General features: G+C 39.1%; 15 protein-coding genes. All 15 read left to right on the plus strand.

Annotated features, from left to right (window positions below; translation table 11 throughout):
- Nucleotides 1-3 precede the first annotated feature (3 nt).
- A complete protein-coding gene (gene atpB / locus KD050_RS14505) occupies nt 4-717 on the plus strand; it encodes a F0F1 ATP synthase subunit A (RefSeq protein WP_211893047.1) in 714 nt (237 codons plus the stop codon).
- A gap of 62 nt (nt 718-779) precedes the next feature.
- Nucleotides 780-1,004: a F0F1 ATP synthase subunit C gene (gene atpE, locus KD050_RS14510; RefSeq protein ID WP_053590520.1), complete on the plus strand. Its 225-nt coding sequence runs from the start codon at nt 780-782 to the stop codon at nt 1,002-1,004.
- Between the two features lie 142 nt (nt 1,005-1,146).
- Nucleotides 1,147-1,671, plus strand: coding sequence for a F0F1 ATP synthase subunit B (gene atpF, locus KD050_RS14515; RefSeq protein WP_211893048.1), 525 nt, complete (start codon nt 1,147-1,149; stop codon nt 1,669-1,671).
- On the plus strand, nt 1,668-2,204 hold the full coding sequence (locus KD050_RS14520) for a F0F1 ATP synthase subunit delta (protein WP_211893049.1): 537 nt from the start codon (nt 1,668-1,670) through the stop codon (nt 2,202-2,204). The genes atpF and KD050_RS14520 overlap by 4 nt, the downstream gene beginning before the upstream one ends.
- 27 nt (nt 2,205-2,231) lie before the next feature.
- Nucleotides 2,232-3,740, plus strand: a complete 1,509-nt coding sequence (gene atpA, locus KD050_RS14525) for a F0F1 ATP synthase subunit alpha (protein WP_211893050.1) — start codon at nt 2,232-2,234, stop codon at nt 3,738-3,740.
- A gap of 44 nt (nt 3,741-3,784) precedes the next feature.
- Entirely contained in the window at nt 3,785-4,645 is an 861-nt protein-coding gene (locus tag KD050_RS14530) for a F0F1 ATP synthase subunit gamma (RefSeq protein ID WP_211893051.1), read from the plus strand.
- A 34-nt stretch (nt 4,646-4,679) separates the two neighbouring features.
- Nucleotides 4,680-6,095 carry a F0F1 ATP synthase subunit beta gene (gene atpD, locus KD050_RS14535; protein WP_211893052.1) on the plus strand — a complete coding sequence of 472 codons (1,416 nt, stop codon included), beginning with the start codon at nt 4,680-4,682 and terminating at the stop codon, nt 6,093-6,095.
- Nucleotides 6,096-6,119: 24 nt separating this feature from the next.
- Nucleotides 6,120-6,524 carry a F0F1 ATP synthase subunit epsilon gene (locus tag KD050_RS14540; RefSeq protein ID WP_211893053.1) on the plus strand — a complete coding sequence of 135 codons (405 nt, stop codon included), beginning with the start codon at nt 6,120-6,122 and terminating at the stop codon, nt 6,522-6,524.
- Nucleotides 6,525-6,698: 174 nt separating this feature from the next.
- Nucleotides 6,699-6,935 (plus strand): DUF1146 family protein, encoded by a 237-nt coding sequence (locus KD050_RS14545; protein ID WP_211893054.1) that lies wholly within the window; start codon nt 6,699-6,701, stop codon nt 6,933-6,935.
- 318 nt (nt 6,936-7,253) lie between these two features.
- A complete protein-coding gene (gene murA, locus KD050_RS14550) occupies nt 7,254-8,549 on the plus strand; it encodes a UDP-N-acetylglucosamine 1-carboxyvinyltransferase (protein ID WP_211893055.1) in 1,296 nt (431 codons plus the stop codon).
- 264 nt (nt 8,550-8,813) lie between these two features.
- Nucleotides 8,814-9,713 (plus strand): stage II sporulation protein D, encoded by a 900-nt coding sequence (gene spoIID, locus KD050_RS14555; RefSeq protein WP_235753821.1) that lies wholly within the window; start codon nt 8,814-8,816, stop codon nt 9,711-9,713.
- A gap of 31 nt (nt 9,714-9,744) precedes the next feature.
- Nucleotides 9,745-10,407: a M23 family metallopeptidase gene (locus KD050_RS14560; RefSeq protein ID WP_211893057.1), complete on the plus strand. Its 663-nt coding sequence runs from the start codon at nt 9,745-9,747 to the stop codon at nt 10,405-10,407.
- A 68-nt stretch (nt 10,408-10,475) separates the two neighbouring features.
- On the plus strand, nt 10,476-10,748 hold the full coding sequence (locus KD050_RS14565; RefSeq protein WP_211893058.1) for a sporulation transcriptional regulator SpoIIID: 273 nt from the start codon (nt 10,476-10,478) through the stop codon (nt 10,746-10,748).
- A gap of 262 nt (nt 10,749-11,010) precedes the next feature.
- Nucleotides 11,011-12,003: a rod shape-determining protein gene (locus KD050_RS14570; protein ID WP_211893059.1), complete on the plus strand. Its 993-nt coding sequence runs from the start codon at nt 11,011-11,013 to the stop codon at nt 12,001-12,003.
- Between the two features lie 75 nt (nt 12,004-12,078).
- Entirely contained in the window at nt 12,079-12,918 is an 840-nt protein-coding gene (locus KD050_RS14575; RefSeq protein WP_211893060.1) for a flagellar hook-basal body protein, read from the plus strand.
- Nucleotides 12,919-12,931: the final 13 nt, after the last annotated feature.

The raw sequence follows: 12,931 nt of genomic DNA on the forward strand, positions 1-12,931 counted from the left end.
ATCGTGGAACATTCAAATCCCACATTTGAATTTCTAGGCATGACAGGGAACTGGTCCAATATTTTGATGTTAGCAGTGACTACACTAATAGTTTTTTTGATCGCCCTTATATCAACTAGAAACTTAAAGATGAAGCCAACTGGTATGCAAAACTTCATGGAGTGGATTATGGACTTCGTCAAAGGGATCATTAAAAGTAACTTTGACTGGCAAACAGGAGGACGATTCCATGTTCTTGGAATAACGTTTCTTATGTTTATCGCGGTAGCGAACGTATTAGGTCTTCCATTCTCGATTTCATACGATGGAGTTCTTTGGTGGAAATCCCCAACTGCAGATCCAACAATTACCATGACACTTGCAGTTATGGTTATCATTTTAACGCATTATTACGGGATAAAGATGAAAGGTATGAAGGGCTATGCAGTAGATACCTACTTAAAGCCAATGCCGTTTTTATTCCCATTAAAAATTATCGAGGAATTCGCAAATACGTTGACACTCGGTCTTCGTCTTTACGGTAATATCTATGCAGGTGAGGTTCTTTTAGGACTAATAGCAGGTTTAGCAACATCCTCAGCATTTGGCTTTGTTGGAGCAATCATTCCAGCAATGGCTTGGCAAGGTTTCTCGCTATTTATCGGCGGAATACAAGCATTCATTTTCGTTATGTTAACAATGGTTTATATGTCGCACAAAGTGTCGACAGACCATTAATATACTGTTTAGATTCTTAAGCAGAAAAAAATAAAACAACATTCCAAGGAGGAAATTACACAATGGTAGGTTCAGTTGGTCTTTTAGCAGCAGCTATAGCAATCGGTTTAGGCGCACTTGGTGCAGGTATTGGTAATGGTTTAATCGTTTCAAAAACAGTAGAAGGTATCGCTCGTCAACCAGAAGCACGTGGAGCTTTACAAACAGTTATGTTCATCGGGGTAGCATTAGTTGAGGCGATTCCAATTATCGCAGCAGTTATCGCTTTCATCGTTTTAAACAAATAATAAGTACATTTAAGTCTAAATGGCGGGTCTTAATCCGCCATTCTCTTTATGAATAACACAACATATGAACTAGAAAACAATGATCACTATTAAATAATAGAAGCAAGATCTCTTATTAGCGTTTGAAAGGAGTGAAACAATCGTGTCTTTTGATTACCTTGTACTTGGTGCTAGTGGCCATGATGGGTTGAATACTTTGGATATTTTAGCTACATTATTCTTCTTCATCTTACTTATGGTTCTATTGAAGAAAGTAGCTTGGGGTCCACTTATGGGGATTATGATCCAACGTGAAGAGTTAATCGCAAGTGAAATCGCAGCAGCTGAAAATAGTCGCCAAGAATCACAGCGTTTACTTGAAGAACAACGTGACTTACTTAAAGAAGCACGTACGGAAGCTTTAGCGATTGTAGAAAATGCGAAAAAGCAAGGCGATGCATCTCGTGAGGAAATTATCACAACTGCTCGTTCTGAAGCTATCCGTTTGAAAGAATCTGCTATCCGTGAAATTGATACAGAAAAAGAAAGAGCGATTGCAGCGGTACGAGAAGAAGTCGTTTCACTTTCAGTACTTGCAGCGTCGAAAGTTCTTGGAAAAGAAGTTTCGGAAGAAGATAATCGTGCGCTAATCGAGGCAACGATTGCGAAGGCAGGCGAGGTTAAGTGAGTAATTCAACTGTAGCTAAGCGTTATGCAATCTCTTTGTTCGAATTGGCAACAAAAAAAAATGAAGTACAAGCAGTCGAAAATGATTTACGTGAACTTAAAGTTGTTTGGAATGGTAACAAAGATGTGAAAACTTTATTCACTTCTCCGAAGTTATCTCTAGACAAGAAAAAAGAGTTAATACGTCAAATCTTTGCAAATGCGAACCCAATTGTTATCAATACACTTCTAGTGCTTATTGATAAGAAGAGATTAGCAGAAGTATCCGACATTATTTCTGAATTTATGATCCTTTCGAATGAAGCACAAGGTGTTGCTGAAGCGAAAGTATATACTACACGTGCACTTACAGAAGATGAACGTGCAAACGTATCGTCTGCATTTGCTAAAAACGTAGGTAAACAAGCTTTAAATATTCAAAACATCGTGGATCCATCTATTATAGGTGGAATACGTGTTCAAATCGGAAACCGCATTTACGATAGCACTCTAAGCACAAAATTAGATCGCTTAAAACGTAACTTGATCGGTTAATATTATGAATTATGAGAGGTGACATACATGAGCATCAAAGCTGAAGAAATCAGTGTCTTGATTAAGCAGCAGATTGAGAATTACGAATCTGAGATGAAAGTTAGCGACGTTGGTACGGTTATCACGATTGGTGACGGTATCGCGCGTGCTCATGGCCTCGACAATGTCATGGCTGGAGAGCTTTTAGAATTCTCAACTGGTGTTTTAGGTATGGCACAAAACTTGGAAGCCAACAACGTTGGTATCGTTATCCTTGGACCATACACTGACATCAAAGAAGGCGATGAAGTACGTCGAACAGGCCGTATTATGGAAGTTCCAGTTGGTAAAGAATTGATTGGCCGCGTTGTCAATCCACTTGGCCAACCAGTTGACGGACAAGGTCCTATCGCAACTACAAAATCTCGTCCAATTGAAAGTCCTGCACAAGGAGTTATGGCACGTAAATCAGTACATGAGCCACTTCAAACAGGTATTAAAGCGATTGATGCACTTGTACCAATCGGACGTGGTCAACGTGAGTTAATCATCGGTGACCGTCAAACAGGTAAAACATCTGTTGCAATCGATGCAATCCTTAACCAAGCAGACCAAGATATGATTTGTATCTATGTTGCAATTGGACAAAAGGAATCGACAGTACGTAACGTAGTAGAAACACTACGTAAAAATGGTGCTTTAGATTACACAATCGTTGTAACTGCTTCTGCATCACAACCTGCTCCATTATTATACTTAGCTCCTTATGCTGGTGTAACAATGGCAGAAGAATTTATGTTCGATGGTAAGCATGTACTGATCGTTTATGATGATTTATCTAAACAAGCTGCTGCATACCGTGAACTTTCATTACTTCTTCGTCGTCCTCCAGGCCGTGAAGCTTATCCAGGGGATGTATTCTACTTACACAGCCGCCTTTTAGAGCGTGCTGCGAAGTTAAATGAAACACTTGGTGCAGGGTCAATCACTGCATTACCATTCGTTGAAACACAAGCTGGAGATATCTCTGCTTATATTCCAACAAACGTAATCTCTATTACAGATGGTCAAATCTTCTTACAATCTGATTTATTCTTCTCGGGTGTACGTCCAGCGATCAATGCCGGATTATCTGTATCTCGTGTAGGTGGATCAGCACAAATTAAGGCAATGAAAAAAGTTGCGGGTACTCTACGTCTTGACTTAGCAGCATTCCGTGAACTAGAAGCATTCTCTCAATTTGGATCAGATCTTGACGCTGCAACACAAGCAAAACTTAACCGTGGTGTACGTACAGTAGAAGTATTAAAACAAGACTTGAATAGCCCGATCAAAGTGGAAAAACAAGTAATGATTTTATATGCTCTAACACGTGGCCATTTAGATGATATTCCAGTAAAAGATATTACTCGTTTTGAAGCGGAACTTGGAACTTGGTTAGATTCAAACCACACAAACGTTTTAGATCATATTCGCACGACAAAAGACCTTCCATCAGATGAAGATATGAGCAATGCAATTTCTGCATTCAAAAAAACTTTCGCTAAATCTGAATAATTTCTTTGTCTAAGTGAAAAAAACAAAAAGGTGGTGAAATACCAGTGGCATCATTACGCGACATTAAAAGTAAAATTACGTCAACAAAGAAAACAAGTCAGATTACAAAAGCTATGCAAATGGTTTCTGCTTCTAAATTGAACCGTGCGGAGGAAAATGCGAAAGCATACGTTCCCTACATGTCGAAAATACAAGAAGTAGTTGGTGCAATTGCAACAGGTACTAGTGATAGTGGACATCCAATGTTAACTTCCCGTCCTGTTAAAAAGACTGCATATCTTGTCATAACTGCTGATCGTGGATTAGCTGGAGCATATAACAGTAATGTTATTCGTGCTGTAGCAAATGCAATAGCGGAAAGACATTCTTCAAAAGAAGAGTATGTAATCTTTGCAATTGGTCGTATGGGACGTGATTTCTTCCTAAAACGTGGTTCAAACGTAATTGGGGAAGTAGTCGGCTTACCAGACCAGCCTGCTTTTGCTGATATCAAAGAAGTTGCTCGCAAAGCTGTTGGTATGTTCACGGATGGTACATATGATGAACTTTATATGTACTATAACCACTTTGTCAGTGCCATCTCTAGTGAAGTAACAGAGAAAAAGGTACTGCCACTTACGGATATTGCAGTAGAAACAGGCACAACTGCTTCTTATGAATTTGAGCCTTCACCTGAAGCAATTCTAGAAGTATTACTTCCACAATACGCGGAAAGCCTGATTTTCGGTGCATTACTCGATGGTAAAGCCAGTGAGCATGCTTCTCGTATGTCTGCGATGAAATCCGCGACAGACAATGCAGCTGATATGATCAGCAATTTAACATTAGTATACAACCGAGCACGTCAAGCAGCGATTACGCAAGAAATTACGGAAATCGTCGGCGGAGCATCGGCTTTAGAATAGTTTAAGATAGAAAGTAAGACAGGAGGGAACAGTAGTGAACAAAGGACAAGTACTACAAGTAATGGGTCCAGTTGTTGACGTTAAGTTTGACAACGGCCATTTACCAGCTATCTATAATGCACTGACTGTAGCGATTGAACGTCCAAACGAAGCGCCTACAACTTTAACTTTAGAAGTAGCGCTACACTTAGGAGATGACTCTGTTCGTACTATTGCAATGTCATCTACGGACGGCCTTAAGCGTGGTACAGAGGTATTTGATGCTGGCTCAGCAATTTCTGTTCCAGTTGGTAATGTAACATTAGGACGTGTATTCAACGTACTTGGTGAGGTTATTGACTTAGGAGAAGAAATTTCAGTGGAAGATCGTCGTGATCCAATCCACCGTCAAGCTCCAACATTTGAAAACCTTTCAACAGAAGTTGAAATTCTTGAAACAGGTATCAAAGTAGTAGATCTACTAGCTCCTTATATTAAAGGTGGTAAAATCGGTCTATTCGGTGGTGCCGGAGTAGGGAAAACAGTTCTTATCCAAGAACTTATCAATAACATTGCTCAAGAGCATGGCGGTATTTCGGTATTCGCAGGTGTTGGTGAGCGTACGCGTGAAGGAAATGACTTATTCCATGAGATGAGCGATTCAGGCGTTATTAAGAAAACAGCAATGGTATTCGGTCAAATGAATGAGCCACCTGGCGCACGTATGCGTGTTGCTTTAACTGGTCTTACAATGGCAGAATATTTCCGTGATGAACAAGGTGCAGACGTACTTCTATTCATCGATAATATCTTCCGTTTCACTCAAGCAGGTTCTGAGGTTTCAGCACTATTAGGTCGTATGCCTTCAGCAGCTGGTTACCAACCAACACTTGCAACTGAAATGGGTCAATTACAAGAGCGTATCACGTCAACAAACACTGGATCAGTTACATCTATCCAAGCGATTTATGTACCAGCCGATGACTATACGGATCCAGCTCCAGCAACAACTTTCGCTCACTTAGATGCGACTACAAACTTAGAACGTAAATTATCTGAGATGGGTATTTACCCAGCGGTTGATCCTTTAGCTTCTTCTTCACGTGCGCTTTCTCCAGAAATCGTAGGTCCAGAGCATTATGATGTAGCACGTCAAGTGCAATATACATTACAACGCTACAGAGAGCTTCAAGATATTATCGCAATCTTAGGTATGGATGAATTAGGTGATGAAGACAAGCTAGTAGTTAACCGTGCTCGTCGTATTCAGTTCTACCTATCTCAAAACTTCCATGTTGCAGAACAATTTACAGGTCAAAAAGGTTCATACGTACCCGTTAAAGAAACTGTTGAAGGATTCAAACAGATTCTTGAAGGAAAATATGACCATTTACCAGAAGATGCATTCCGTTTAGTTGGACGCATTGAAGAAGTTGTAGAAAAAGCGAAAAGCATGGGCGTAGAAGTATAATAAAACGGACCAGGAGGTAAAAATATGAAGACACTTACAGTCAATATTGTCACTCCCGACGGCCCGGTATACGATTCTGAAGTAGACATGATTATCGCTAAAACAGCATCTGGTGAAATCGGTATTTTACCTGGCCATATTCCAATGGTTGCACCACTAGTAGCAGGTGCAATAAAATTGAAAAAAGAGGCAAAAACAGAGTACGTAGCAGTTAGCAGTGGATTTGTAGAAGTTCGACCTGAGAAGGTATCGATTCTAGCAACATCTGCTGAAGTTGCTTCAAATATCGATATAGCTCGTGCAAAAGAGGCGATGAAACGTGCAGAAGAGCGTCTTCAAAGCAAGCAAGACTCGGTTGATTTCAATCGTGCAGAACTTGCAATGAAACGTGCGATGAATCGTATCAACGTTTATGAGGGTAATATTTAAGCTTATTTCTTTATGTGGGATGGGCAGTTAGCCTATGAGAGTACACAAAACATAGGTTAGCCTCCCTACATATTTCTAAGCTAAATGCCTAGGTGAATTTGATTTAAATGTAGCGGGCAGAATAATTTAATTCTGTCTGCTTTTTTACTATTGCCTAAAATAGGAGGACTATAAATGGGATTATTAAGTAGTGAACAAGCAGTAATTGCTATACTAGCAAATATCTTTTTTATTGGAATATCTTTCTATGCGTTACAGGCATTAATGATGGATAAGATAATAAAGAAAAATCGTGTATTTCAAGCACAACTATTTTATATTTTAACTAGTATAGCGATTGGCTCTATCGTCGCAAATTTTTTCTTGAATTTAACAAGTTGGTCAAACCAGCTTCCATTTTTATTCGAATAAAAAGATCCTATATGCTCATGCAAATTATGGGAAAGTTTGTATGAGCATGTAGAATCTTCACATATTTCCTGGGAAATTTTTTGTGAATTAGGTTTACCCGTTTGTGCTATGGGTATTTTAAAATTATCTACACGAAAAGGCTGGGTAATACGTATAATAGAACAAGAAAAATAAAGGAAAAGGTCAAAAATAGTGTTTTAGATGCTTGTATGTAGTCGAATTACATTGTATGATGAATATTGTTTTGAATACCTAAAATTGACATCATACGTATTCTTTTATATAAAGCAAATGGATAATGAACGCGGAGGGAAAGTAGTGGACAAAATCGTTGTTAAAGGTGGCCAAACGTTAAACGGGAAAGTACGAGTAGAAGGTGCAAAAAATGCAGTACTACCAGTATTAGCTGCAGCTCTACTTGCTACTAAAGGCAAAAACGTTATTAAGGATGTACCGACACTTGCAGATGTTTTGACAATAAATGAAGTATTGAAAAGTTTAAATACAGAAGTTAGTTATAACCCGGAAAAGAATGAAGTAATCATTGATTCGCAAAAGAAACTATCTAGTGAAGCCCAATTTGAGTATGTGCGTAAAATGCGCGCATCTATACTTGTAATGGGTCCAATTTTAGCGAGAAATGGGTTTGCTCGTGTAGCACTTCCTGGCGGTTGTGCAATAGGCTCACGTCCGATTGATCAACATTTAAAAGGTTTCGAAGCAATGGGTGCAGTAATATCATTTGGACATGGATTTGTTGAAGCAACTACAAATGGACGTCTAAAAGGTGCCAAAATTTATTTGGATGTTCCTAGCGTAGGTGCAACGGAAAATATTATGACTGCTGCGGCATTAGCGGAAGGTACAACAATTATCGAAAATGCTGCTAAAGAACCGGAAATTGTCGATTTAGCTAACTTTATCAACGAAATGGGTGGATTGGTAAAAGGTGCAGGAACCGACACTATTCGCATTGAAGGTGTGCAGGAACTACACGGCACAGAACACCATATCATACCAGATCGTATCGAAGCGGGAACATTCATGGTCGCTGCTGCAATAACAAAGGGTAATGTGCTCATTGAAAATGCAGTACCTGAACATATGACAGCACTTATATCTAAAATGCAAGAAATGGGCATTGAAATTACCGAAGAGGAACATGGTCTTCGTGTACGCTCTGAAGGAAATTTAAAATCAGTTGACATCAAAACGATGCCACACCCAGGTTTCCCAACAGATATGCAATCTCAAATGATGGCGTTAATGATGACTGCTCATGGAACTGGCATTATAACAGAAACAGTATTCGAAAATCGCTTCATGCACGTGGAAGAATTCCGCAGAATGAATGGTAACATGAAAATCGAAGGACGTTCTGTCATTATGGAGTCTCCATCTGACCTACAAGGTGCAGAAGTTGCAGCAACCGACCTTAGAGCGGCAGCAGCACTTATTATTGCAGGATTAGTCGCTGAAGGAATCACTCGTGTTACGGAGCTCTACCACCTTGATAGAGGATATGTCGATTTTGACAAAAAATTGGCAGCATTGGGCGCAGACATCGAACGTATTGGTAGCGAATCAGCTGAGAAAAAAATGCAATTGATATAACACTATATGTAAAGCACTACGCATGTATACATGTGTAGTGCTTTTTCGTGTATGTTATTGGGGTGCTCTCATATAACACAAGTACTCTCTCTCATAGGATAGATTTGCTATCGTATAACCTCAAATCACCATTGAAGGATGCTTGTTATTGATCAAAATTCAATTAGTAGTTTGATATTTAATAGAATCATTAGTCTCTCCATACGAGCATATAGTAATTCTATGAAACAAAACATACTCTTTATAATCTTATGCGTAGCCCTCTTGTTTTTGCCCTTTTTATTAATAAAAGAGAAACCAAAAGAAGAAACAGTACCATCGCCAACATCAGAACTCGAAATTGCTTGTCCAATACTAATCGAAGTGAAAGGGGTTAAGGAGAAAATTCCTCTAGAAAGTTATGTACTTGGAGTTGTGGCTGCTGAAATGCCGGTAACTTTTCATGAAGAGGCATTAAAGGCTCAATCTATAGCGGCAAGGACATATGTGCTAAGAGATACGAATTATGGACAAAAAACAATCGATCCAACAGTATTGAAACAGGTCTATGCTAGTGAATCAGATCGAAAGAAAAAGTGGGGGGCCTCCTTCCAACAATATGAGGACAAGCTAAAGAAGGTTATCGCTGCGACAGAGGGAGAAATTATCGTCTATAAAGATCAACTAATCACAGCGATGTTCTTTTCTTCCAGCAACGGTCAAACGGAAAGTGCTGAAAATTATAGCGGAAATGTGATTCCTTACTTAGTATCTGTACCAAGTAAATCAGAGGAAATATATGCTCCAAATAGGACAAAGCAGTTTGAATTTACACATGGAGAATGGTCGAAAGCCTTTAATATGAAATGGAATTCTAACATACCTAAAACCTTCAAAGTACGAAAGACTGATACGAACCGAGTGGAATCAATCCAAATGGATGGAAAGTCGTGGACAGGCCGTGAAGTTCGAACACTTTTAGGTCTACCATCTACTGATTTCACCATAACGTTTCAATCTGATAAAGTAGTAGTTGATACGGTTGGATATGGTCACGGGGTAGGGATGAGTCAGTACGGCGCGGAGGTACTTGCCAATGATTCCGTATTGGCAGTCGATATTTTACTTCACTACTATAAAGGTACAGAAATAAAAAAATTTTCACCATGTTTAAAATCTCCTTGATTTGCAAACAATGCAAATAGAGGTGATGAAAATGAGAGAAGAACAAAAGAACAATACTTCTCAGAAGAAGAATAATAACCCGAAAAAGCCGTGGTTTTGGCCACTAATTTATGCAGGTTTTTCGGTAGCTTTTGTAGGAATGATTTGGGGCTACAATGTTTATGTCAGTGATGATTCAGCAAAGGATTCAGAATGGACAGATGCAAGTAAAGACCCCGATTCAGTATCGATTGAAACAAATGCCCAAGCAGAATCGATGAAATACCCTTTTAAAGAGGCTCTGCATGATAGCGTTGAAATCGTACAGCACTATTACGATATGGAAGCAGATGAGTCGACTCGTGAAAAGTCGATACTCGTATTCGATCATAGTTATGTGATGAATACAGGTGTATCTCTATCTATAAATAGTGAGCCATTTGAAGTAGTTGCAGCAATGAGTGGAAAAGTAGAGGAAGTCAATTTAGATCCATTTGTTGGAGATGAAATCGTCTTGTCACATGCAAATGGTATGGTAACCAAATATCGCTCTGTCACTGGTATTCTAGTAAAAGCTGGAGACGTTGTAGAACAAGGAGACTCTCTTGCAACGGCAGCTGAAAATGAATGGAACCCAACTGCTGGTGTCCATCTACATTTTGAAGTACTGCAAGATGGCGTTTTAGTAAATCCAGAGACCTTACTAGCTTTTTAATTCATAATAGCTAAGACGTATGCATAAATTGATGGAAAGTGTTCCTTTACTAACGAAAGGAAGAGTTAGTGCACGAAACGATTCGTCATAGATGCATACGTTTAGGTGAAATGGTCATTGAGACCAAAAAAACTGTCCGTGCTATCGCAAGCACAACCGGTCATTCCAAAAGCACTGTGCATAAGGATTTGACGGAAAGACTCCACTTAGTAGATCCGCAACTGGCAAAAGAAGTAAAAGAAATTTTAGCGTATCATAAATCGGTCAGGCATTTACGAGGTGGAGAAGCGACGAAAAGAAAGTGGAAAACGAAAAAAGAAGATAGAAGAGGTCGTGATTAGTAAGTGATCACGGCTTTTTCTTATTTGTCTGTAAATGCATAGTCTCGTATCCGTCGCAATTGGCTCGAATACCTATATACTCTCCAAATCAATACTTAGTCGCACGACTAGTAGTAGTTTAGACCTTAATTTCATTCCATTTTTTCACATATTTTATTGTTAAATAAAGTGTATTTCTAGTAAAACTATGATAAAATTTAAAGTTAGAGACGTATCGATTAATATACATAAAGGTTTTAGCTGGGAAGGAGAAACATTAGTAATGTTTGCAAAGGATATTGGAATTGATTTAGGTACAGCAAATGTATTAATACACGTAAAAGGAAAAGGGATTGTTTTAAACGAACCCTCAGTCGTTGCCATAGATAGAAATACAAAAAAGGTACTTGCAGTTGGAGAAGAAGCAAGACAAATGGTCGGGAGAACTCCAGGGAATATAACAGCAATTCGACCGCTTAAAGATGGTGTGATTGCTGATTTTGACGTGACGGAAGCAATGTTAAAGCATTTTATCAATAAATTAAATGTAAAAGGATTTTTATCCAAGCCGCGCATTTTAATCTGCTGTCCTACAAATATTACGAGTGTAGAACAGAAGGCAATACGCGAAGCAGCTGAGAAGTCTGGCGGGAAGAAAGTCTATTTGGAAGAGGAGCCAAAAGTTGCCGCAATCGGTGCAGGAATGGATATTTTCCAACCGAGTGGTAACATGGTTGTTGATATTGGTGGAGGTACAACAGATGTTGCAGTACTTTCCATGGGGGATATCGTAACGAGTGAATCGATTAAAATTGCGGGAGATGTTTTTGACAATGACATCCTTCAATATATAAAAAAAGAGTACAAGCTTCTAATAGGGGAACGTACTGCTGAAAATATTAAAATTTCAATAGGAACCGTTTTTCCAGATAGTCGTCACGAAGAGATGGACATTCGTGGACGTGATATGGTCACAGGACTTCCTAGAACAATAACAATTAGATCTGAAGAAATAGAAAAAGCCTTGAAAGAATCGGTTACGGGTATTGTACAAGCTGCAAAAAATGTACTAGAAAAGACACCACCTGAGCTATCTGCAGATATTATTGATCGCGGAGTTATCATAACAGGAGGTGGAGCACTTTTACACGGTATGGACCATTTGTTGATGGAGGAGTTAAAAGTACCGGTATTCATAGCTGAAAACCCAATGGATTGTGTTGCAATAGGAACGGGGATTATGTTAGATAATATTGACAAAATATCAAGAAGATAAATGCGATTTATTTGCGAGCACAAGAATATAATGCCCGTATACTAAGTTTGCATTAAACAGAGTGGAGGCTTTCTTATGTTTCGCGGATTTACTACAGTTGCATCAGGCATGATTGCACAACAGCGTAGAACAGAACTATTAACAAATAATATGGCCAATGCAAACACACCAGGATTCAAAGCAGATCAATCGACGATACGCTCGTTTCCAGATATGCTTATGTCCAGACTTGGACCTACTCAAATCCCTACAAAGGATCCGATTAGCGGAAAATATGCATCCGAAGTTGGTGCAATTAGTACGGGTGTGTACATGCAAGAAACAATGGCTTTAATGACTCAAGGACAACTACTGCAAACAGATTTAAACACAGATATAGCATTAATCGATGGTTCACTACCAGTGGATGAAGAGACAGGTCAAACAGGAGCAGTATTTTATCGTTTACAGCATCCAACTGAAGGGGAAGCATACACTCGAAATGCGAATTTCACGCTAGATGGAGCAGGATACTTAACTAATCCCCAAGGTCTGTATGTACTGGATTCAGAAGGGCAACCGATTCAGCTTCAAAATGATGATTTTCAAGTGGATTCAAGTGGTCAGATCCTTGTAGACAATGCTGCAGTAGCCCGAATTGGTGTATCCTTTTCTGCGCAGCCTAATACGCTTATAAAGCAAGATAACGGTTTATTCCAAACAGTGGACGGTGTTGACCTTCCATCTGCATATGATAGAGATAATGTTACTTTTTCGATGCAACAAGGATATATTGAAGGTTCAAATGTAGACACTGCCAGAACAATGACAGATATGTTAACTGCGTATCGTGCATTTGAAGCAAACCAAAAAATACTGCAAGCATACGATAGAAGTATGGACAAAGCTGTTAACGAAGTGGGCCGTGTGAATTGATAAAGCTATCACA

It is taken from the genome of Psychrobacillus sp. INOP01, from assembly GCF_018140925.1.
Classification (GTDB): Bacteria; Bacillota; Bacilli; order Bacillales_A; family Planococcaceae; genus Psychrobacillus.

Bases quoted from the DNA above. Each gene is read 5' to 3' on its own strand.
- atpE (WP_053590520.1), top strand. From the start codon at position 780: ATGGTAGGTTCAGTTGGTCTTTTAGCAGCAGCTATAGCAATCGGTTTA.
- atpA (WP_211893050.1), top strand. From the start codon at position 2,232: ATGAGCATCAAAGCTGAAGAAATCAGTGTCTTGATTAAGCAGCAGATT.
- KD050_RS14540 (WP_211893053.1), top strand. From the start codon at position 6,120: ATGAAGACACTTACAGTCAATATTGTCACTCCCGACGGCCCGGTATAC.
- KD050_RS14545 (WP_211893054.1), top strand. From the start codon at position 6,699: ATGGGATTATTAAGTAGTGAACAAGCAGTAATTGCTATACTAGCAAAT.
- KD050_RS14560 (WP_211893057.1), top strand. From the start codon at position 9,745: ATGAGAGAAGAACAAAAGAACAATACTTCTCAGAAGAAGAATAATAAC.
- KD050_RS14570 (WP_211893059.1), top strand. From the start codon at position 11,011: ATGTTTGCAAAGGATATTGGAATTGATTTAGGTACAGCAAATGTATTA.
- KD050_RS14575 (WP_211893060.1), top strand. From the start codon at position 12,079: ATGTTTCGCGGATTTACTACAGTTGCATCAGGCATGATTGCACAACAG.